At 50.9% G+C, this 20,994-nt stretch carries 18 protein-coding genes and 1 pseudogene; 13 read left to right on the forward strand and 6 right to left on the reverse strand.

Annotated features, from left to right (window positions below; all coding sequences use genetic code 11):
- From ACESNI_RS02315 to ACESNI_RS02325, 3 genes and pseudogenes are all read right to left on the reverse strand, one after another.
- Nucleotides 1-198 (reverse strand): annotated as a pseudogene (locus ACESNI_RS02315) (ABC transporter permease); the annotation flags it as partial.
- A 14-nt stretch (nucleotides 199-212) separates the two neighbouring features.
- A complete protein-coding gene (locus ACESNI_RS02320) occupies nucleotides 213-1,139 on the reverse strand; it encodes an ABC transporter permease (RefSeq protein WP_373084625.1) in 927 nt (308 codons plus the stop codon).
- Between the two features lie 42 nt (nucleotides 1,140-1,181).
- On the reverse strand, nucleotides 1,182-2,714 hold the full coding sequence (locus tag ACESNI_RS02325; RefSeq protein ID WP_373084765.1) for an ABC transporter substrate-binding protein: 1,533 nt from the start codon (nucleotides 2,712-2,714) through the stop codon (nucleotides 1,182-1,184).
- A gap of 273 nt (nucleotides 2,715-2,987) precedes the next feature.
- Here ACESNI_RS02325 and ACESNI_RS02330 point away from each other — a divergent pair, with 273 nt between their 5' ends.
- Nucleotides 2,988-4,034 (forward strand): ABC transporter ATP-binding protein, encoded by a 1,047-nt coding sequence (locus ACESNI_RS02330; protein WP_373084628.1) that lies wholly within the window; start codon nucleotides 2,988-2,990, stop codon nucleotides 4,032-4,034.
- The gene (locus ACESNI_RS02335; RefSeq protein ID WP_373084630.1) at nucleotides 4,034-5,050 is read left to right on the forward strand and encodes an ABC transporter ATP-binding protein; all 1,017 of its coding nucleotides are present in this window, start codon (nucleotides 4,034-4,036) and stop codon (nucleotides 5,048-5,050) included. The genes ACESNI_RS02330 and ACESNI_RS02335 overlap by 1 nt, the downstream gene beginning before the upstream one ends.
- A 453-nt stretch (nucleotides 5,051-5,503) precedes the next feature.
- Here the strand turns inward: ACESNI_RS02335 and ACESNI_RS02340 are convergent, their stop codons facing one another.
- Nucleotides 5,504-6,388: a TauD/TfdA dioxygenase family protein gene (locus tag ACESNI_RS02340; protein WP_373084632.1), complete on the reverse strand. Its 885-nt coding sequence runs from the start codon at nucleotides 6,386-6,388 to the stop codon at nucleotides 5,504-5,506.
- 569 nt (nucleotides 6,389-6,957) lie between these two features.
- On the opposite strand from ACESNI_RS02340, the gene ACESNI_RS02345 reads away from it, so the two are divergent.
- From ACESNI_RS02345 to ACESNI_RS02380, 8 genes are read left to right on the forward strand one after another with little or no spacing between them, the layout of a single operon-like run.
- Nucleotides 6,958-7,581: a hypothetical protein gene (locus ACESNI_RS02345; protein ID WP_373084634.1), complete on the forward strand. Its 624-nt coding sequence runs from the start codon at nucleotides 6,958-6,960 to the stop codon at nucleotides 7,579-7,581.
- A gap of 29 nt (nucleotides 7,582-7,610) precedes the next feature.
- Entirely contained in the window at nucleotides 7,611-8,834 is a 1,224-nt protein-coding gene (locus ACESNI_RS02350) for a hypothetical protein (protein WP_373084636.1), read from the forward strand.
- Between the two features lie 9 nt (nucleotides 8,835-8,843).
- Nucleotides 8,844-10,313 carry a hypothetical protein gene (locus ACESNI_RS02355; RefSeq protein WP_373084638.1) on the forward strand — a complete coding sequence of 490 codons (1,470 nt, stop codon included), beginning with the start codon at nucleotides 8,844-8,846 and terminating at the stop codon, nucleotides 10,311-10,313.
- Nucleotides 10,300-12,306 (forward strand): PEGA domain-containing protein, encoded by a 2,007-nt coding sequence (locus ACESNI_RS02360; protein WP_373084640.1) that lies wholly within the window; start codon nucleotides 10,300-10,302, stop codon nucleotides 12,304-12,306. The genes ACESNI_RS02355 and ACESNI_RS02360 overlap by 14 nt, the downstream gene beginning before the upstream one ends.
- A complete protein-coding gene (locus ACESNI_RS02365; RefSeq protein WP_373084642.1) occupies nucleotides 12,303-12,446 on the forward strand; it encodes a hypothetical protein in 144 nt (47 codons plus the stop codon). The genes ACESNI_RS02360 and ACESNI_RS02365 overlap by 4 nt, the downstream gene beginning before the upstream one ends.
- Nucleotides 12,447-13,220, forward strand: a complete 774-nt coding sequence (locus ACESNI_RS02370; RefSeq protein WP_373084644.1) for a MotA/TolQ/ExbB proton channel family protein — start codon at nucleotides 12,447-12,449, stop codon at nucleotides 13,218-13,220.
- Between the two features lie 58 nt (nucleotides 13,221-13,278).
- Nucleotides 13,279-14,298: a VWA domain-containing protein gene (locus ACESNI_RS02375; RefSeq protein ID WP_373084647.1), complete on the forward strand. Its 1,020-nt coding sequence runs from the start codon at nucleotides 13,279-13,281 to the stop codon at nucleotides 14,296-14,298.
- Entirely contained in the window at nucleotides 14,295-15,248 is a 954-nt protein-coding gene (locus ACESNI_RS02380) for a hypothetical protein (RefSeq protein ID WP_373084649.1), read from the forward strand. Before ACESNI_RS02375 ends, ACESNI_RS02380 begins: the two co-directional genes overlap by 4 nt.
- Nucleotides 15,249-15,282: 34 nt before the next feature.
- Here the strand turns inward: ACESNI_RS02380 and ACESNI_RS02385 are convergent, their stop codons facing one another.
- A complete protein-coding gene (locus ACESNI_RS02385) occupies nucleotides 15,283-16,155 on the reverse strand; it encodes an alpha/beta hydrolase (RefSeq protein WP_373084652.1) in 873 nt (290 codons plus the stop codon).
- Between the two features lie 306 nt (nucleotides 16,156-16,461).
- Between ACESNI_RS02385 and ACESNI_RS02390 the strand changes: the two genes are divergently transcribed.
- Nucleotides 16,462-17,211, forward strand: a complete 750-nt coding sequence (locus ACESNI_RS02390; protein WP_373084654.1) for a glucose 1-dehydrogenase — start codon at nucleotides 16,462-16,464, stop codon at nucleotides 17,209-17,211.
- Nucleotides 17,212-17,251: 40 nt separating this feature from the next.
- Here ACESNI_RS02390 and ACESNI_RS02395 read toward each other — a convergent pair whose 3' ends face one another.
- Complete coding sequence (locus ACESNI_RS02395; protein WP_373084656.1) at nucleotides 17,252-18,184, reverse strand: LysR family transcriptional regulator; 933 nt, start codon at nucleotides 18,182-18,184, stop codon at nucleotides 17,252-17,254.
- 731 nt (nucleotides 18,185-18,915) lie between these two features.
- On the opposite strand from ACESNI_RS02395, the gene ACESNI_RS02400 reads away from it, so the two are divergent.
- Both ACESNI_RS02400 and ACESNI_RS02405 read left to right on the forward strand, forming a co-directional pair.
- The gene (locus ACESNI_RS02400; RefSeq protein WP_373084767.1) at nucleotides 18,916-19,887 is read left to right on the forward strand and encodes an ABC transporter permease; all 972 of its coding nucleotides are present in this window, start codon (nucleotides 18,916-18,918) and stop codon (nucleotides 19,885-19,887) included.
- Between the two features lie 64 nt (nucleotides 19,888-19,951).
- Nucleotides 19,952-20,962 carry a sugar ABC transporter substrate-binding protein gene (locus tag ACESNI_RS02405; protein WP_373084659.1) on the forward strand — a complete coding sequence of 337 codons (1,011 nt, stop codon included), beginning with the start codon at nucleotides 19,952-19,954 and terminating at the stop codon, nucleotides 20,960-20,962.
- Nucleotides 20,963-20,994: the final 32 nt, after the last annotated feature.

A 20,994-nucleotide genomic window follows, 5' to 3' on the forward strand; every position in this document is an offset into this window, starting at 1 on the left:
CCGCCCGAAGGCATCTGTGCCCAACCAATTGTCTGCATTCGGCGGGCTGAGAAACAAGGCTAAGTTTTGTTTTGTCGGATCGTACGGCGCAATAAAGTCCGCAAACACGGCACAAATCAAAACCACTAATAGGAAAAAACTAGGAAGCGCAAAGCGCCACTCCAGCAGCGGGGATGAACGGAAACCCTGAAGGTTCATGACGATTAGCCCTATTATTTCTTCTGATAACTGATACGAGGATCAAGATAGATGTAGATGAAATCTACGATCAAATTGACAAGGAGAAACACGACGCCCATCGTCAGCACGGCCGCCTGAACCAGAGGGAAATCTCTGGCATAAACGGCGTCAACAGCAATTTTTCCGATGCCCGGCCATACGAAAACCGTCTCCGTCACGACAGCACCCCGCAAAATAGTCGCTGCCTGCAGGCCAATTATCGTCACTATGGGGATGGCAGCATTTTTGAGCGCGTGGACCATGATTACCCGCCATTCGGCAACGCCTCTGCTCCGCGCGGTGCGGATATAGTCCGATTCCAGCGCATCAAGCATTGCCGATCGAGTGACGCGCATGATCGCTGCCGCAACGAACCCCCCTAAAGTAATGCTCGGTAAAATCAAATGGGAAAACGTCCCATAGCCGGACGTCGGCAGCCATTTGCCATATACCGCAAAAATAAGAATTAGGAGTATGCCGAACCAAAAGGTCGGCATACTTTGCCCCGCCAGTGCAACGATCTTCCCAAAATTATCTATCCAGGTATCGCGTTTAACGGCCGATAAGATTCCCACCGGCAACGCCAGAAGAATCCCAAATAGTATTGATGTCGTCGCCAGCAACAATGTTGCCGGAAATCGCTCAATGACGATATCGATAGCTGGTACGTTCCACTTGATTGACATTCCGAAATCACCTTGGGCAACACGGGATATGAAACGCCAATACTGAACTGGCAAGGGACGATCAAGTCCGTATTCAGCCCTCATTTGATCCAATTGAGCATCGGTTGCTTCGGGCGGCGCCATTATCAGGACAGGATCGCCTGATAATCGCGCCAATCCGAAGACAACCATGCTCAATAGAACCAACGTTAGAACGGTTTGAACAAACCGTTGAAAGAAAAAACGACTGGACATAATTATTAACGGCTTCCAACAATTTGTTCGGCTTAACGCCCGTTACTGGTTCAAGGTTACTTGGTCGAGATTCATTTGGTAACCACTGCCAAGGCTCGGAGACCAATCTTTGATTTTCGGACCAACAGCGAACGGGGTGTTGCACCAGAACAGGGGTAGGCCAGCATGACGCTCGTGTTCATCACGTGCAAACCCTTGCAGAATCGCACGGCGCTTTTCCGGATCAACTTCCACCAGTTGCTCTTTAAAGAGCGCGTCGTACTCAGGAACACTGATGTTACCGGAGGACCAAGGAGATGTGGTTAGGAACCAGCTTTCCAACGTCGCGGAACCATCATCAGGAAGAGAGGACGGGCCATAGAAAAGTTGTGGCTGTTTACCAGCGCGCATCATCTTCAACCAAGCACCAGTGTCATAGGATTCGCGCTTGATCTTGAACCCAACGGCTTCAAGATAGCCAGCGATAGCCTCCTGAACGGCCGGGGCATTTGGTAGCGAACCAAAAGACGCCGAATGAATGGCATCAGTAAGTTCCATGCCAGGCTTGATGCCAGCTTCAGCCAGAAGCTCTTTTGCCTTAGCCGGATCATAAGAAATGATATCCAGACCAGGCAGGTGCCCAAACGTGGCAGGTGTGAAAATGCTTGCGGCGGGTTCGCAAACATCGCCCAGAATATTCGTTGCAATAGTTTTCAGATCGATGGCATGGCCAAAAGCCAGACGCACCCGTGGGTCTTGCGATTCCGGGAAAGACGTCTTGTTAAAATAGAACCCAGAAGTGCCGCTATATTTTGACATTATGATCCGAGCCTTCTTGTCGGCACGAATTTTATCCAGTAGCGGACCGGAAACCCCCATAACGATGTCCGCTTCATTGTTGGCCAGCATCGCATAACGAGTGAATTCTTCTTTAACGAGGAGCTTCTTGACCGAATCCACGTTCGGGCGGCCATTCCAGTAATCATCGTTAGCGTCAAACTGAGACCATTCACCGGACTTTATACCTGCCAGCTTGAACGGGCCGGTACCGATCGGGGCTTTTTGGAAACCCTCTGGGCCGACTTTTTCATAATATGCGTGCGGAAGTATACCGACAGTCGCGTTCCGGACGCCGGTGAAATATCCTGGCCATGGTCCTGAAAGAACGAAACGGACTTTGTTCGGCGCCAAAACGACGACATCTTTAATCGCGTCTGTAAACGGCTTACGGTAAGCATGCTTACTGTCCGGTGCCCGAACCCGATCCAAGGTGAATTTCACGTCTTCCGCTGTGAAGGGATCACCATTGTGGAACTTGACGCCATCGCGCAGGGTAAAGTCGATCTGTTTGCCATCTTCAGAGACAACCCAGCTGACAGCCAGCGCGGGTGTAATGCCATCTTCTGTCAAGTTGAACAGGCCATCGAAAATCATATCTTGAGGCATGAAGTCTGTCGTTGCGACAAGAGCTGTTGGGTCAAACTGCTGACGCAGGACCGGTTGAGCGACAATAATTTCATTCTTGTTTGCAGCCTGGCTATTACTCGCGAAAGTACACATTACTATCACGAGCATTCCATAGCCGACTCGAAGCATCTTTATCACTATATTACCTCCCTAAGGTTTTTCGTTTATTGTTTAAATGTAACCATACATATAATAAAAATTATCATACATTGATATCGTTAATAATGATACAATTTACTTGATGCTGTCAACATTTGGTCTCATAATGGGATAAAGGGATAGCGGGAATTGGTATCAATATAAAATTCAAGTTAGATTCGGCCCGAATCCGGCACTATAAACATCAGAGAACGACGACAGTTCGATAGGAAACAAAGGCCGATGGAAAGTACTAAATTATCAATGACTTCTGAGAATTCCGAGGCGCCCTCTCCGCCATATAAAATTGTTTTGGACGTCGAAAATCTGAAGACTCATTTTCATACCCGGCAGGGGACGCTACCGGCTGTCGATGATGTTTCTTTTCAGCTACGTCAGGGCGAGATTCTTGGTCTTGTCGGCGAATCAGGTTGCGGCAAAAGTGTCACTTCACTGTCAATTTTGCGTTTGATACCGTCCCGTGCGGGAAAGGTCGTTGGTGGTTCAATTAAATATGGCGATGTCGATTTGCTTAAGCTCAGTGAGAAAGAACTACTCGACATACGCGGCAACGAAATTTCTATGATCTTTCAGGAACCAATGACGGCCTTGAATCCCGTCATGACGGTTGGCGAGCAGATGATAGAATCGATCCGTATCCATCAGAAACTGTCAAAACATGACGCCCGGAAACGAGCTCTGGAAATGTTGCGGACTGTCAAGATCCCGGCACCGGAACAGCGCATCGATACCTATCCCCATGAGCTTTCCGGCGGGATGCGCCAACGTATCATGATCGCTATGGCGCTCTCATGCGATCCAAAAATTCTGATCGCGGACGAACCGACAACGGCACTCGACGTGACAATCCAGGCACAGATCATGGATCTCCTGAAAGAGATGCAGAAACTGCTCGGCACTGCAATCATCATGATTACTCACGACCTGGGCGTCATCGCTGAGATGGCTGACCGGGTTGTCGTTATGTATGCGGGACGGATCGTCGAAGAGGCGCCGGTTCGTGATATCTATAGCAACCCGCTTCATCCATATACCCAAGGACTCATGAAAGCGGTTCCCAAACTCGGTGAGGCGGAGCTTCCTGGTCAGGCACGCTCACGACTGAGCACCATTCCCGGCACGGTTCCCGCGCTGACGGATTTGCCCTCTGGATGCGCCTTCCGGCCTCGTTGCTCCGCTGCGACGAGTAGATGTGAAGTTGAGCGACCGTCCCTGGAGCAAAAAGCACCGGGTCATCTGGCTGCCTGTTGGAACACTGGTCCGGCCACCGCAATTGGAGGTCAGAAGTGATGAGCAAGGAACAACAAGACGCAACTATCTCCGAGGCGAGCACAAAACCGGATGCGCCATTGCTGGACGTCAGGGGCCTGAAGAAATATTTTCCGGTCAAGCAGGGGATATTGCCCAGTAGCAGGAAATATGTTTACGCGGTTGATGACGTTTCATTTCAGGTGAAGGCTGGTGAAACGCTTGGTGTAGTTGGCGAATCCGGGTGTGGAAAATCGACAGTCGGTCGCACAATCCTAAAACTCATAGAGCCGACTGCGGGACAAATTATTATCAACAACCAGGATGTAGCCGCGCTCCCGCGTTCAGAAATGCGCCCATTCCGGCGGGAAATGCAGATTATTTTCCAGGACCCTTATTCATCACTCAACCCGCGCATGACAGCGGGCCAGATCGTCGGCGAACCGTTGCGGGTTCATAACATCGCTAAAGGTCCGGAGATCAAAGATCGTGTCGCGGACCTGTTTCAGCGAGTTGGACTGCGAAAAGACCAGATCAATAGATACCCTCATGAATTTTCAGGAGGTCAGCGTCAGAGAATCGGGATTGCGCGCGCCTTGGCATTGGGACCGAAGCTGATCATTGCAGACGAACCCGTCTCTGCGCTCGACGTTTCAATTCAGGCGCAGGTGATCAACCTGCTGATGGATCTTCAGGATGAACTTGGCATTTCCTACCTGTTCATCGCACATGATCTGTCAGTGGTGGAACGTCTAAGTCATCGTGTGGCTGTGATGTATCTGGGGCGCATCGTTGAAATTGCTGATCGGAACAGCTTGTTCGAAAACCCGCAGCATCCCTATACGCAAGCACTTCTCTCCGCCGTTCCGGTTGCCGACCCTAACATTAAAAAAATACAACGGACAATTCTCAAAGGCGATATTCCCAGTCCCATGGAGCCGCCGTCGGGATGCCCGTTTCACACGAGGTGCCCGATCGCGGAAGCCTCCTGCAAAATAGATGTGCCCCACTTAAAAGAAATTGAGCCGGGGCACCAGGTCTCCTGCCACCTTAGATAACACAACGACCACTGCGGTGATACACTATGCGGACTCCTGTTTCAGGGGACTAAGCGCTCAAACGCTTAGTCAGTATTGTCGGAGCAATACTGCCTTGAAGGGTCAATAGCTCCACTTAGTATTTTTAGTTGAAAAATCTATTCCGCTATTTCAATACGTCACCCGAAGACACCCGCCTCAGTGTGACGGCGCGGCATTCTGAAAACAGAACACCGTCCGTTCACATTGACGGAATACGAGGTTACTGTTTTCAGGGCTATTAGCCTTCCAGCGACCTGATTTGTGTATTATTGAAGCTCGCGATCCAATGACCGCCGCACTGTGGTCTCGTTTCTTTCTCACAATTGCCTCTAGAACCTCATCTTCGCGATCACCCGCACGCCATAGAAATATTATTTCACCTTTTGGAGGCTGAAATAGCGGGGAGCATAATCGCGGCGATATTTCGCGGTCTTAGCTGACACCTACCGGCACATCGCCGTCGATCTGTACGCGGCGCATTCTGCGCGGCTCAGTATAATCGTTTGGCGCGTAATGCTGTGTGCAACGGTTGTCCCAGATTGCTACGCTCCCCGGTTGCCATTCGAAGCGCACCTGAAAGTCTGGCGTCATCACATGTGCCATCAACATATTCAGCAGATGCTCACTTTCTGTGGGTGGCACGCCAAGGATTCGGCGGGTATAAGACGAATTGACATAAAGCGCGCGTCGTCCCGTCACCGGATGTACTCTTACCACCGGATGCTCTACTGCTGGTCCAACAGACATTCCCTTATCACCATCGCCAACAAACTCGGTGCCGGCAAATCTTAGCGCCACCAGGCTGTTGTCATGCTGCGCCACTAAAGTATCGAGATGTCGACGTAGGCCCTCAGAGAGGGAGTCATAGGCAGCGTACATATTGGCGAAAAGGGTATCCCCACCTAAGCTCGGTGTTTCCTCACAGAGTAACACTGCGCCCATCGGAGGTGCTTTGAAATCAGTGTTGTCAGTGTGCCAGCGACCGCCGACATTAATGGTGCTGCCGTTGCTCTGGATTAGCGACACATAATCATTGCCATCATATTTCGGGAGTTTTTTGGAATATGTCGGCGTACCGAAACGCTTCGCCAATTCGAGATGTCGCTCAACGGACATGTCCTGATCACGAAAGAAAATGACCTGATGCTCCATCAAGGCGTCATGGATCGCAGAAAAAGTCGCATCATCAACAAAGGCGCCTAGATCAACACCGGAAATTTCCGCGCCGAGTGCCGGAGACAATCGACGTATCTGTAAATCAGCATTGTCGTTCGACCGATTTTCGCCTGATTGAGCATTGATCATGGAAACACTCATCGCTGTATCCTCCTAGAAACTTTTTTATCGGCAGGACAGCCCCGCCATCAGTTTGGTGCGCGTCTTGGCAATGCTTCAAAGCTCGCCGTTGACGCAATAAAATTTGGGTAGCCTATTTTTCTCGACCGACAGGCTTTCGGATTAGACGCCATGCGCCCCCTAATAACAGACCAACAAATAACGAACTGAACATGCCCCTAGCATGACCGGATAAAGCCCGCTCCCAAAAACCGTGGCATTTTAATTGAGCCATATTATAATACCAACACTATTTTTCGATATTGTCACGAATAAAATAGCATCAATTTTGAAAGATTAACCGAATAACTGGTATTGTCAGAGTAAATTGACAATGAGCAGCATAAGTAGAGCGTTGTCACATTTTACGCGGTGAGTTGGCACCATTCAACGAATGCTAAATTACTATCGATTCTGGATTACTGCCGATTTATGAAATGATGATATAGATCATTTTGCCTTATTTCGGGGGTATCCACCTTAAATTAATGTTATGCTAGAGTTTATAAAGAAATTAATACTACCAATAACTGTTGAAAGTTTATTTTTTGATGAAAGAATTTACTCTGGCTTTGGTCGGTTTTATTTCGGTCATTCTTTTCGCGGATATTAATACAGCGGTCGCGCAGGTAACAGGCGCGGAAGTGGGGGCGCCGGATTGCAAAGAATATGGCGTCGATTATAAACAGACCGAGGGGCTGACGAAGGAAGAAATTACCGACCGCATGGATAAAGCCCTGTTTGAATCCCTGAATAAATATGAGGAGTGTCTGCAGCAGTCCCAGTCCGATGGGGCCGCCTCTGGCAGTGCCGCAGGCGCGGCTGGCGCTGGCGCTGGGGCCGGGGCCGGTGGGCCGGGTGCGGATGCATCATCGACGGCCTCCAGTGGTATCGAGGGCACGGAGAAAAGCGAGGCGGTGGAAAATCCCAATCAGGATGGAAACAGTCCAAATGATACCGCTGCAAACGCCAACGGGAAAACGCTAGAGCAAAAGCAGGCGCTGAAAAACGGGAAACTGCCGGACGACATTCCACCATCGGATAACGACGGTATATTGCAGCAAAAAGTCAAGGAGGCGGCCCTGAATGAGCCCAACCCTGAAAAACGTGCCAAATTGTGGAACGAATATCGTAAGTTAAAGGGGCTGCCGCTAAAGGATCAGTCGCAGATTTAATGCCAGGATCGGATCGAAAAGGAAAAATCATGGGTCGAGGTATGATTGGCTGGCTGATCTGCGTTTGCTTTATGCTGACAAGCTGTGCGACACCCGGTATGTCGTCGAGGGTGGGGCCGCGTGTCTCCAGCGAAATCATGACAGCGGCAAAAGTCGATCCGAAGGCGGCAAAACCTAAACTTGATATCATCATCCCGGTGTTTGATCCGGGTATTCCCGAAGATGATACGGATCTGGAGGAAGAGGGGATATGGCCGGAGCTTCGGCGGACGGAGGCCGTCCGTTTTGCCCTCAATCTCAAGGAAAAACTGGAAGAGACAGGCAAGTTCGGCGCGGTTCGCGTGACACCGAATGCTGAGGCCACCGGCGATTTATATGTGCTTGGAAAAATCGTGAAATCAAACGGGCTGGATGTGGAAATCGATGTGGAGGTTTACGATATCTCCGGCGTCAAATGGTACAGCGAAAACTATGAACATGAAGTGCCCAAAAACTTCCATAATTCCTTCAGGAACAAAGGCATTGACCCCTATGATCCGGTTTTTGTCGAGGCGGCGGCAGACCTCGTCGAGCATCTGGATGATGCAGACGGAACCGAACTTGCGCTGTTGAAGTCAGTGACCGAAATGCGCTTCGCCGCTAATTTTTCTGAAGAAGCCTTCTCCGAGTATATTAAGGAGGAGGACGGCCAAATCGAACTTACAAGTCTGCCAAGCGAGGATGATCCGATGCTAGGGCGGATCCGGGCACTCAGGGTGCGCGATGAATTATATGTGGATAACCTTCAACAGCATTATGAAGCCTTCAATACAAAGATGAAATTAAGCTATGCTATCTGGCAACAGCAGAGCCAGGAGGCACAAATCGCGCTGAACGCGGCCGAGGCGAAGGAGACGGCGCAGATGGTCGGTGGTGTTCTTCTCGCGATCCTTGGCATCGGACTGGCGGTTGCCAGTGGCAACAGCGGTAGCCCTGGCCGTTCCACGGGTGCCTTTGCGGGGGCGGCCGTCGCGGGTATCGGGTCCGCCATGCTGTTTTCCGAGGGCTTCAAAACCAGCAATGAAACGAAATTCCACGCCGATACGCTGGAGGAACTGGGGGAATCCGTGGATTCGGAACTGGCACCGCAGGTCGTTGAGTTCGAGGGCGAAACAAAGAAGCTGACAGGAAGTGCGGCTAAACAGTTTGCAGAATGGAGAAGCTTCCTTAAACAGATATATGAACAGGAAAAAACTCCGGAAAAGCAGCTTTAAGTCATTAGGATGTTTGAAAAAAATCTCAACGAGGCTGCCCGGAAATCACGGCAGCGACTGTTAATATCGCTAATGTTCGTTGTGATCCTGATTTTGGGAGGCGCTGTCGTCTTTCTATTAACACAGGCGGCCCTCACACCCTCTTCAACTTCCCCGCAGGTTGAAGCAGAAGAGCAAGACACCGCGACGCCTGCGTCGCAGGGACCGGTTGACCAAGCGACTGAGCCCACTTCCGAAAAGGTAATTCAGAGCCGTAGTAGCGGGGAGGTTGTTCAGGCCATAAGTCGCTACGAACAGGAGCTTGAACCCACGATCAAATCGGATGGCTTTAACAACTGGGATGCCGCGTTGCGAAGCGACTTTTCCGCCCGACAAGACAAGCTGATCGCCCATCTCGCGAACGGAGAGACGGATATTGCATTCGAAGAGGCAAATCAGCTGATTGCCGACGCCTCTGCTGCCGTTTTGGGCTTCGAGGCCGCTTTTGATGAGGCGATGAGCGACGCCAGAACCGCCTATGAAGCCGATGACTTTACCGGTGCGGAAATTCCGGTGAAAAGGGCGCTTGAACTCAAGCCGGAAGACAGCCTTGCTTTTGAATTGGCAGACCGCATTAAAAAACTTCCAGAAATCCTTGATATAATGGAAAAGGCACGGATCGCCAGGGTCGAGAATAATCTAGAGCAAGAACTAAAACTCTCTTCCCAAATCATCCAGATTGACCCAAGGCGAACCCTTTATCAGGACAGAATAAATGAGATAGAGATTCTACTGACGGAACGACGCTTTGAGACGATCGTGACAGCGGGGCTGGCGGCCAGCCAGGCGGAGCAACTGAAGGCATTGAATAATGCCTATGAGCAGGCCAGACTTCTCTACCCTAAGCGTGAGGAGACGCAAAATCTTGCGGCGCTACTTGTCGAGTTGAAGCGAAAACTCACCTTCCGGCAATTCGTCAAGCAGGGTGATACTGCCATTCGAGAGGATAACTGGAAGACGGCTCTGGATTTATATCAGAATGCCGTAGCATTTTATCCCGATAATGCGGAAGTTCAGGAAACAGTTATCCTGTCACAGAAAATCGTTCAATATAGCAAGGAAATTGGCGGCTTCTTGCAGGATCCGAATAGATTGTCCAATGTTGGCGTTCGCAAGGCTGCGGAGCAGACCATTGAGGCAGCGGATCTCTACACCTCCATGAGCCCCGCACTTGCAAACGACCTTGATCAACTGGCGAAAGAGATTGTTCGGCAAAATACGGAAATTGAAGTACTGGTCTTTTCAGATAAATTGACGAATGTGAGTGTGCGGGGGGTCGGAAAAGTCGGTCTGGTGGACCAGTATAAAATCCGCCTCAAGCCGGGTGACTATATATTTGAGGGGAAGCGAGAGGGGTTTCGGACAAAATCAGTCCGGATTACGATCTCCCCTGAGGATCGGCAGGTGAAGGTGACGGTAGTCAGCGATGAGCGAATTTAGACAGAAAATTGAAAAGGCCGCCCGCCGTCAACGGTTTTTTCTGTTGGCTTTTGCCGTTGTCGGTATCGGCTCGCTGGTAGTGATCGCCGCCCTGTTCGGACTGATGAAGGTATCGGTGATCCACGTTGGCCCAGCGCCCGCCGCGGAGCAGGCCGTCATTAAAGCTGGGAAGGGGATGGCGCTTTATTTTCAGGGGTCTCTCTTTTCTCTTTCCCGCTTTCCGACCGTCATTGTGGCGGCAGAGGGTTATGAGACGGCTGAGCGGGTGATTGAGCCCATTGAGGAAGGGCACGAGGTTGCCATCATGATGCGGGAGCTCCCCGCCGAGCTGACCTTAAGGTTCGCAAACCTGGAGGAGCCAGTGAGCTGGTATGTAAATGACAGGGCCTATCCCTCCGCTGCTACATTCTCGGCAAAGCTGGCGGCGGGACAGTATGTTGTGCGAGCGGAACACCCTTATTATATTCCGCTTGAAAAAACCTATGATTTGGGCCGGGGGGAAAGCCTTTCCGAAGATCTGACCCTGGAAAAGGCCTCGGGCAGCATTCATATCGATGTGACACCTGCCGATGCGCATGTTCTTTTGGATGGCAGGGCGATTGGTAAAGTCCCGGCTGATCTTGCAAAGGAAGCCGGCCGCTATGAAATCGAGATTTCAAGGGACGGCTATGCGCCTCTTGAAGACACAATCGATCTGACCTTTCAGCAGAAGGATATTGAGCGTCATTACCGGTTGCAGTTGGAGCCCGCCTATGTGAGCGTTTCTGTTTCACCAAATGGCGGGCAGCTGACATTAAACGGTAAATCGGTCGCGCCGGGGCAAGAGCTACAACTCTCCGCCAACAAAAAATATTATCTGAAATACGGAAAAGACGGGTATGGCGCGATGGAGGAGGAAGTCACTCTTAACCCTGCTGAGCATCGCAAGGTGGCTTTTAATCTCAAGCTGAAAATAGGAGAGGTTCATATTTCATCATCTCCGACCGCCACTGTGATGATCGACGGCAAACCGGCCGGGAATACCCCCTTGAAGGTCCGCCTTCCGGCAGTGATGCATGAATTTTCCATAGAAAAGCAGGGATATCGGAGCATTATAAAAAGCCTCATGCCCGATCCAGCGGCGGTACGCAGGATCGATGTTGTCCTCCAAACCGAGCAGGCCGCCACGCTCGCAGCGGCCAAACCCGTTTATAAAAACAGCCTCGGTATGGAAATGCGGCTTTTTGCGCCAACCAATGTGATGTTGGGGGCGCCGCGTTATGAAAAGGGACAGCGCGCAAATGAATTCCTGAGGGATGTGACGCTGAAACGGCATTTTTACGCCGCCGCGACAGAGACGACCGAAGGCCAATATAGCAAGTTCAAACCTGCCGGGAAAGCGGGGGATAAATTCCCGGTGACCGGTATTTCCTGGGAAGAGGCCGCCCAATTTTGCAACTGGTTGAGCCAGCGGGAGGGGCTTGCGCCGTTTTACAGGTTTGATGGTACCCGCTATCGGGGCTTTGATGCCCGGTCCACAGGCTACCGGCTGTTGAGCGAAGCGGAATGGGAATGGCTTGCGCGAAAGGCAGGCCGGAGCAAGGAAAGTATTTTTCCTTGGGGGGATGAGGCCGTGATCCCCAAGGGGACGGGAAATATTGCTGATGAGACGGCCAACGGCAAGACACAGTTTTATGTCCCGGGATATGTTGACGGCTATGCCGGTATCGCTCCCATCGAAAGTTTTAACAAGGATCGCGCCGGACTGTATGATCTATTTGGCAACGTATCCGAATGGGTTCATGATTTTTATATATTGATCCCGCCCTTGAAGGGGCAGACATTTACCGATCCGCTTGGCGAGCAAACGGGAGAAAAACACGTGATCAAAGGGGCAAGCTGGGCGTCCGGAAGGCTGACGGAAATTAGACCGGCCTACCGGGCGTCGTCAGATCAGGGCTCGGACAAGACCGGCTTCCGGGTCGGCCGCTATTTGTACGGAGATGTCGAATGAAACAGACCAAACGCAAAAGGCTTGTGATAACGCTTCTGGCACTTTTGGGAGGGATTGTCCTGCTGCAATATGCTTATGCGCAAAGCAGCGGCTCCTCCATCAGCCTCAATTCACCTGTCTCCTTTCCTGTGGATATCTAGATGAAGAATTTTATTTTTGCGACGGCCCTGCTCCTCCTCTGCGCCGTCGGCGTTTGGGTGGTTTACGAAACCTATGTTATCCCGGAAGCGGGACGATTGGTGGTCGAGGCCCGGCAAAGTGGGAGCGCCGCGCCGCAGGTTTTTGTCGTCATCATCAAGGATTGGGAACAGCAGATCTGCATCACGTTGGCTCTGTGGTGTCTTATCCTGCTCGTCGCGAAATACTGGGGCATCTTTAACGACAATCACCTCTATAACATCGATTTTCTGGGCGCGATGATTGAGGCGGGGGACGGCGAGGATGAAAAACAGACGTTGCGCAAGACCATGAAGGAAATCGACGAATTACCAGAAAAGATAACCGCCACTCCGGTTATTCAGGCCCTGCTGGCCAGTATCCGGCGCTATCTCATGACGGATGACGTCCATAGTACCTCGGAAGCGATTTCGCTCAGTATGGATGCTCTGGCCCTCCGGCAGGAGGCGGGGAATACGATGATCCGCTATGTTATCTGGGCGATCCCGTCTTTCGGATTTATCGGGACCGTCCGGGGGATCGGGCAGGCCCTGACCCAGGCGGATGAGGCGCTTAAAGGCGATATTACACTTATGACGGACAGCCTTGGCGTTGCGTTTAACTCGACGCTGGTGGCGCTTTGTCTCTCCATTCCCCTGATGTTACTCCTGCATGGCCTACAACGCTTTCAGGACGATCAGTTGATTAATACCCAGGAGTATTGCGAGAAATTCCTGTTAAACCGCGTCAGTAAATAGGTGCATCCTGCATAAACGGCACGTAACTGAGGGGATCAGTCTTTCGTTCATTGACATCATGTCATGCGGACTGGGGGCGGCTGTTCTCATTCTGATCCTTCTGAAGCTGCAGCCCGAAGACGCCCCTGTTCAGGTGGATACCCTTAAACAGGAATTGACCGGGCGCACGCAAAAGGCAGAGGAATTGCAGGTAACGCTGGAGCAACAGCAGCAGCAACTGCAACGGTTGAAGTCCAAACTGGCGAGCTTATCGGGTAAAAACAATGAACTGGCCGCTGCGATCTTCCAATCCACAAGCCGAACGGCGGAAAAGGTCGCCGAGGTTAAAACCTTGAAGGAAAGCATCGTCAAGAAGCCCCCGCTTCAGAAGGCGGATCCGGTGCAATCCGATCAGGGCGGGGAGGAAAACTACCTGCTCGGACTGAAGGTGGAAGGTGCGCGCATTGCCTTCTTGATCGATACAAGTGCCTCGATGACGGATGAGAAACTGCTGGATATCATCAGCCGGAAAGTTGGCTCGGATGCGGAAAAGAAGCAGGGCCCGAAATGGCGCCGGACACAGCGGATCGTCAAATGGCTGGCCAGCCGTATCCCGAAAAATTCAAAGGCTAAGTTTGTCGGCTTTAATGAAAAAGCGTTCGCGATTGGCCCAAATGAGTGGTTTTCAGGATCTGATGCTCCCGCCATTCAGAGCGTTTTCGCGCAAATAGAGACGGTGGTCCCGAAGGGAGCAACCAATCTTGAAGCGGTGCTGGAGGCCGTCAACGGTGAGGACTCTCCACCAACCACCTATTATATCGTGACCGATGGCTTGCCAACCGCCGGCACGTCAAATTTTATGTCCCTCAATCCTTTTTCCAACTGCAATTCCCTGTTTGGAAAATCCTCGACAATTTCCGGCGACTGCCGACGCAAACTTTTTCAATATACCGTCAATAAGCATGGCCTTAACTCAGGGCGGCCGGTGAATGTCATCCTCCTCCCGCTGGAGGGCGACCCGGAAGCTGCACCGGCCTTCTGGAGCTGGACCTATACAACAAATGGCCTCATGATCAGCCCTGCGGAGAGTTGGCCATGAGGCGGCGGCGTAACCGGACATTAGAGCTTTTCACCCTGTCGTTTCTTGATCTCGTGTCCTGTGGTTTCGGGGCCGTTGTCCTGCTTATTCTCGTGGCCAAACCGGGGGAAGGGGAGTTCGCGGGAAGCATCGATGAGGCGCGGGAGTTGATGGGGCAGGTCACACGGGCCGAGCGTCTTATCAACGATCTGGAAGAGCAAAAATCCACGATCCAGGTGGCGCTTGCCGCGGATACGCGCAAAGTCGATCAGATGGAAAAGACGATCGAAGAACTGGAACAGCAAAAATCCTCCGCCGAACAGGCCGAAGCGAAAGCGAAGGATGATCTCGAGGGCCTCCAACTGGTTGATGACTCGCTCAACCGCGCTTCCATCCGGCCGAACACAATGCCCGAAAAGCGGGACGACGAGGTTGGAGGCATTCCGGTGGATAGCGACTACGTCCTGTTCATTGTCGACACATCCGGGAGTATGCAGGCGATATGGCGGCAAGTCTCCCGTGTGATGCAGAACGTCTTGGCCATCCATCCGAAGGTTAAGGGATTTCAGATCCTGAATGACAACGGCATTCACCTCATTTCTACCTATAGCGGAAAATGGATCCCCGATACGGCCAACCGACGCCAGAATATTTTTAAGGCCTTCGCCAACTGGCGCAGTAATTCCAACAGCAGCCCGGTGGAAGGGCTGGAGGTCGCGCTGCAAAAATACGCAAAGCCGGGAATAAGCCTGTCGATCTACATTGTGGGGGATGATTATACGGGGAGTTCCTATGACGCGGTTATTGATCGCCTGGAACAATTCAATACAAACCGTATAACCGGCAAGCCGCTGGCCCGTATCCACGCAATCGGATTTGTTTCACCGGGAACGACTGGCCGTTTTGGCATTCTAATGCGGGAAGTCACTCGTAGGAGCAACGGCACGTTCCTGGCACTTCCCCGGCAATGAGGCGTACATCGCAAATGGTCGCACTTGATTGACGCTATTTACCGCGAGCAGCAGAGACCAAGTGGTGGAAAAATACGGCAATGTCTTCTGCAACCGACGCCTTTGATCGCCAGACCCACGACAAGGCACCGACAATTTCAATATGGTCGACATCGGGATAGATTTTCGTTTGCACCTGACCGCCGTACTCCTGGATTTTCTGTTCCAGACGCTTGAGGTTATATAGCTCCACCGTTGTATCGTTGCTACCATACAAGAGAAGCATCGGTGGCTCTCGCCCATCGATAAATGTGGTCGCCTGCATTTGTGGATATTGGGATGGTGGCCCAAACATATCCTTCAGATCCTCATCCTCAGGTGTAAAAGCGTAGGGCCCTGCAAGACCTGCGAACCCCTTTATGGCACTTAGGGTATCGGCCCTCAAATAGCGCTCATCAGCTACCAGAAGCGAGGCAATATGGCCCCCCGCGGAGTGCCCGGCCAGAAACAGCGCACGGGACTGGCCGCGATAATTCTCAATGTTGTCGTGAACCCAGTTTACGGCATGGGCGCCATCATCGACAAAGGTGGGAAACCGGACATCTGGGTATTTACGGTAATCCGGAATAACGACGACAAATCCCTTGTCGGCAAGCGTGGTGCCGACGAAAGCGAAATCTTCCTTCTTTCCATCTGTCCATCGGCCGCCATAAAAGAAGATAATCACGGGCAGCTTTTTCTGTGCGGCTAAATCCGGAATATAAATATCGAGTTTTTGGTTATTTATATCATCATAGACGACGTCACGCTCGATTGTCCCATCAAAAAAAGACGTGGGCGCGTTGGCGACGACAATAGCGGTACTCGTACAGGCGCTGAGCATGAAGGGACCGAGCAGGGGGAAAATAGACAGAAATTTTAGGCGCATATCTTAATCAGTATCCTGCAAACGCTTGTTCTGTCTACCGCTATTGCCATTTATAAGCCCTGTTGACGTCCGAGCAACAAGTCATCCGCTTCTGGTCATGCCAAAATAACATATCTCTTATTATGAAGTGGTATTAGACGAATGAGCCGGTTTGAGGCTAGAAATACCCTGCCAAATTGAAAAGGCCCATAAATAATTATAAAGCGGATCGTTTGATTGCCGATCGCAGGGAGATAAATTTGGCAGAGTTTGCCCAAAAACCTGCATCGTCAACCCGATTACAACGAATAACGCGAGGAATAGATCATGCGTATACAGGGAAAAGTAACTGTTGTTACCGGAGCTGGCTCCGGTTTTGGTGAAGGTATTGCGCGGCGGTTTGCCGTTGAAGGCGGTAAAGTTGTCGTCGCTGATATCAATGGTGAGGCCGCAAGGCGGGTCGCTGAAGATATCGGGGAAGCGGCGGTCTCATTCTCCGGAGATGTTACAAAGAGGTCTGACGTGGCCGCGATGATTGCGCTTGCCGTAGAAAAATTCGGTAAGCTGGACGTACTGATTAACAATGCGGGATATACCAGTCGTAATGGGTCTATGCTGGAGGTGGATGAAGAGACGTTCGATAGAATATATAACGTCAACGTCAAGGCTATCTATCTGGCCGCTCTGGAAGTGGTACCGATCTTCCGGCAAAACGGTAGCGGACTTATTATTAATGTCGCATCGGTCGGGGCCACGCGCCCAAGACCGGGTCTGGTCTGGTATAATGGCAGCAAGGGCGCTGCGGTTAATGTGACAAAGGGAATGGCCGTTGAATTGGCGCCCGATAACATCCGCGTCAATGCGCTTTGCCCGGTTTTAAGTGAAACCGGACTGCTCGAACAATTCATGGGCGTTGAGGACACTCCAGAAAACCGGAAAAACTTCTTGGCAACCATCCCCTTGGGGCGACTGGGCCGTCCTTCAGACGTCGCGGGTGCGGCATTATATCTGGCGTCTGATGATGCGGAATTCATCACCGGGGTTGCTCTGGAGGTCGACGGCGGGCGAAGCATTTAACAGTTACAGGAATTAACGGGGTAACAAGGTGGGGCAGACGTTATTTGTCACCCGTCGGGAAAGTACATTCCCACTTGAGAGAGGGAGCGAGATCCACGGCTAGTTTCTGAAGTTCATCGATTATTATCTTTATCACCGGTGAAATGCTGCGCCCGGCTGGCCGGCCAATCATCATTGTAAGCTTGATGTTTGGGGACGTAATGGGAATTGCTTTTAACCTGCCGCTTTGAATTTCCCTGGCAACAGAAGAGGGCGGCAGAATTGTCACTCCTTCACCGCGATGGACCAGTTCCTTCATACAGGGTAGGGAGTCAATTTCGATTGCGGGGTTAAAGGAGATTGCATTTGACAGAAAGGCGGATTCCAGGATCAGGCGAACCATATGGGGCCGCCACGGAACAATAAGTTTCATGCCGGAAATTTCAGATAGTCTGATTTCCGCCCTGTCATTGTACATGTCGGTCGAGCAAATGAAGGCGAAATCCTCGTTAAAAAAGTCTGTGGTAACGGCGGCGACCTTGTCTTCGGTCTGGTAGAGGATTGCCAGATCCAGTCGCCCTGAATATAGCCATTCGTAGATTGTTCCGCTAAAGGCTTCGGCCACCCGGATATCAATATTCGGGTAAGAAATTCGCATGCGCTGCAACAGGTCGGGAATTAGAGACACGGCATAAGCGGATGGAACACCGAGAACCGCTCTGCCAATGGGCTTGTCATGGTTTTTTTGGATCAGCTCTCTGGCGGATTGATATTCCTTCTCAATGCGATGTGCGTGTTCGAGGAGGATTTTGCCATCGGCCGTCGGCGTAACGCCCCAGCTGTAACGCATCAGCAACTTTACGCCGAGAGACTCTTCGAGGGACTGGATTTGCCGACTGAGGGCTGGTTGCGCAATATTAAGGAAGGTTGCGGCCTTGGATATATTTCCCCATTCCACGATCTGAATGAAATTTAAGAGATGAGTAAAATTCATGACGATCCCTAAAGTTGAGCTTCGACAGTAAGTCGAAAAATATTAGGCTGGCAATGTTCCGACGGATATATTTAAAGCCATGCCATAATTACATATATAATATTAATAAAAATTAGTCGAATTCTGGCGGTTGAGTATCATTTAATGATCTGCTTTCATAGGATCTTCTTGATAAAAAATGAGTATGAGTAACGGTTTTGGCGCATTAGGATAATCGCGGACATAAAAATATTTCCAGATCCGGGGTTGCTCTGAAGTTGAGGCGGGCACCAATCGATGCTGGTCATGAAGATTGATATGCCGAAAATACATATGTACTATTACTAATTGGTATTTGACGAATGTTAAAATCGCTCGTTAGAGTTTCTCTATAATAAAGTTGAAAAATCCATCGCTCATATAAAACAAAGATGGAGTTCGACATACAGTGGGAGGCCCTCCAGGCAAGATCGAAATGAAGAATAACGTCTGGCTATCGAATTTATCGCATTAATCGAACGTAACCGGTTAGAAATTAGATAAACCATAATTTCTCTCGGGTTTACGTCCTGGTCTGTGAGAGTTTGTAGCCTAAATTCAGGTAAAGTTTGTCGTGATCTCGGATCGTGAGCATACCGGCGAGCTATTGAGACGCGCGTCAGAATAACAAATGTTGAAAGGACGAGGCCATTTCATCCGATCCCTCAGGCGGCATGAATTTCGCACCTGAAAATAATTCACTGCTGAGCTCCATGCGGCGCGTGGCGTTCGATCAGCAGATAATCGTTGCCTTGCTTTTTGCGGTGATCTTCTTTGCTTTTGCAATTTTCCTGCCCGGGTTCTTTACCCTTGGTAACCAGCTAACATTAATTCGCTCTGTCGCTGTTCTTGGCATTTTGGGACTGGGTATGGCGGTTGTTGTTATTGGCCGGGGGATCGATTTATCCATGATCGCCTCACTGGCTGTTCCAGCCGCTATCGTGATGACACTTGCGTCTAAAGACTATGGGGTCGCCCTTGCCCTTGCCTGCGGTCTGTTAATATCCGTTATGATTGGTGTGCTTAACGGGGTACTGGTTGCCTATGCAGAAATTCCACCGTTGTTTGCGACATTGGCCGTTGGCATTGGCATTGCGGGCATCGGCCAGAGCGGCTTGTTTGAATATGACATTATTCCCTGGCCGCCACAGCTTGATATAGTTGCGTGGCTCGGCAGGGGGTCGGTGGTTGGCATCCCTTATTCGATACTTGCGTTCATTGCGGCGACGATTTGTGTCGGAATATTTTTGCGGCGAACCCGGTTAGGGTTGTTTATCTATGCAATCGGGGACAATCCGGGCGCTGCCCGTATCGCCGGTATCCCGGTCCGTCCAATCGTTATGCTCCAGTATATTATCGCGGCTGTCATTAGCCTGTTTGCCGGGTTGGTGCTTGCGGCGTCATCGCACAATATGGACACGCGAATATTCAATCTGACCTGGATTTACGATGTTATTCTTGTCGTGGTTCTGGGCGGGATTGGCTTGTCAGGTGGGCGCGGGGGCGTATTGAACGTTATCGTGGGAACGTTACTCATTGGCACGATTGTGAATGGAATGACAATTCTCAATGTTTCATTCGAAATGCAGAATTTCGTCAGGGGCATGGTCTTGCTTGCGGCACTCTCACTGGACAGCTTCATTAATCCGCGTAACGAGGAAACTGCCCAGCAGGGAGATATCTAGCTTAATCCGGCCGCAGACCGCGACCGGCGGGAAACGATGTTATTTAATTAATGAGGAGGGAAAAATGATTACTCTAAAGAAATTGGCATTCGCAGTAACCGCGATTGCATCCATCACAATAGGCGGGCTTGCCCAAGCGCAAAACAGCATCGATGATCCTGCTCGCGACGCTCTTCATGCCGAGCTTAAAGGGAAAAGTGTAGTCTTTGTTCCCGTTTTTATGGGATTGGACCTGACAGAGGGCTGGTCCAAAATGATGGCAGAGCAGGCGAAACTTTTCGATTATAATTACGAGGTTCGAAATTCAAACTTTAACACCGCGGCCGGTGCGCAAACGCTGACCTCCCTGATCACTGAAAAGCCGGACGTCATCGTCGTGCAAAACCCGGACGTTCAATCCTATGCCAAGCTGCTTTCCCGGGCCGAAAAAGCAGGCATCCATGTCATCCAGCTTAATATGAAAACGAACACCCTGACGACGGGATTTGTCGGGGCTGACGTGGTTTTGCTTGGCGAGACCCAGGCAAACGCTGTCACGGCTAAATGTGCGGGCGATACACCGGGCAAGGTTCTAATTCTGGCGGGGCCACCTACAAGCCCATTTTCTGCTTATATGTTAAAGGGGTATGAAAATATCCTCAACGATAATCCGAAGATTAATGTTGTGTCAGTCCAATCAACTGGTGCTTATGAATCTGCAAAGGCAAAATCAATTACGCAGGTAGTATTGCAGCAGCATCCCGATTTATGCGGCATTTTAGGCGTCTGGGACAACACTGACGTGGGAACGGCTGCGGCCCTTTCTGAGGCCGGCAAAAGCGATCAGGTCTTCGTATCTACATCTGGGGGTGGCGGGGAACTCTCGTGCAAGGGGATCCGCGAAGGCCTGTGGCAGCATTATGTAAGTTATGATGTTCCCGGTCAGGCACGGGATTTGAACGCACTAATTTCCGCGGCGTTGCAGGATAAGAATAAAGTGGGGACAACGAAAACAATCCTCTATACGCCCTTGGTCGAATACACCAAGGATAATGTTGATCAACAGTCCTGCTGGACCCTCGATAACATTCATTGATTTCCTTCGCTTTAAAGGCGCTCGCGATGCGG

This window comes from Sneathiella sp. (assembly GCF_041689005.1).
Lineage (GTDB): Bacteria > Pseudomonadota > Alphaproteobacteria > Sneathiellales > Sneathiellaceae > Sneathiella.

Coding starts and splice junctions, on each gene's coding strand:
- ACESNI_RS02320 (WP_373084625.1), bottom strand. CDS start 1,139: ATGTCCAGTCGTTTTTTCTTTCAACGGTTTGTTCAAACCGTTCTAACG.
- ACESNI_RS02325 (WP_373084765.1), bottom strand. CDS start 2,714: ATGCTTCGAGTCGGCTATGGAATGCTCGTGATAGTAATGTGTACTTTC.
- ACESNI_RS02330 (WP_373084628.1), top strand. CDS start 2,988: ATGACTTCTGAGAATTCCGAGGCGCCCTCTCCGCCATATAAAATTGTT.
- ACESNI_RS02335 (WP_373084630.1), top strand. CDS start 4,034: ATGAGCAAGGAACAACAAGACGCAACTATCTCCGAGGCGAGCACAAAA.
- ACESNI_RS02340 (WP_373084632.1), bottom strand. CDS start 6,388: ATGAGTGTTTCCATGATCAATGCTCAATCAGGCGAAAATCGGTCGAAC.
- ACESNI_RS02345 (WP_373084634.1), top strand. CDS start 6,958: ATGAAAGAATTTACTCTGGCTTTGGTCGGTTTTATTTCGGTCATTCTT.
- ACESNI_RS02350 (WP_373084636.1), top strand. CDS start 7,611: ATGGGTCGAGGTATGATTGGCTGGCTGATCTGCGTTTGCTTTATGCTG.
- ACESNI_RS02355 (WP_373084638.1), top strand. CDS start 8,844: ATGTTTGAAAAAAATCTCAACGAGGCTGCCCGGAAATCACGGCAGCGA.
- ACESNI_RS02360 (WP_373084640.1), top strand. CDS start 10,300: ATGAGCGAATTTAGACAGAAAATTGAAAAGGCCGCCCGCCGTCAACGG.
- ACESNI_RS02365 (WP_373084642.1), top strand. CDS start 12,303: ATGAAACAGACCAAACGCAAAAGGCTTGTGATAACGCTTCTGGCACTT.
- ACESNI_RS02370 (WP_373084644.1), top strand. CDS start 12,447: ATGAAGAATTTTATTTTTGCGACGGCCCTGCTCCTCCTCTGCGCCGTC.
- ACESNI_RS02375 (WP_373084647.1), top strand. CDS start 13,279: ATGTCATGCGGACTGGGGGCGGCTGTTCTCATTCTGATCCTTCTGAAG.
- ACESNI_RS02380 (WP_373084649.1), top strand. CDS start 14,295: ATGAGGCGGCGGCGTAACCGGACATTAGAGCTTTTCACCCTGTCGTTT.
- ACESNI_RS02385 (WP_373084652.1), bottom strand. CDS start 16,155: ATGCGCCTAAAATTTCTGTCTATTTTCCCCCTGCTCGGTCCCTTCATG.
- ACESNI_RS02390 (WP_373084654.1), top strand. CDS start 16,462: ATGCGTATACAGGGAAAAGTAACTGTTGTTACCGGAGCTGGCTCCGGT.
- ACESNI_RS02395 (WP_373084656.1), bottom strand. CDS start 18,184: ATGAATTTTACTCATCTCTTAAATTTCATTCAGATCGTGGAATGGGGA.
- ACESNI_RS02400 (WP_373084767.1), top strand. CDS start 18,916: ATGCGGCGCGTGGCGTTCGATCAGCAGATAATCGTTGCCTTGCTTTTT.
- ACESNI_RS02405 (WP_373084659.1), top strand. CDS start 19,952: ATGATTACTCTAAAGAAATTGGCATTCGCAGTAACCGCGATTGCATCC.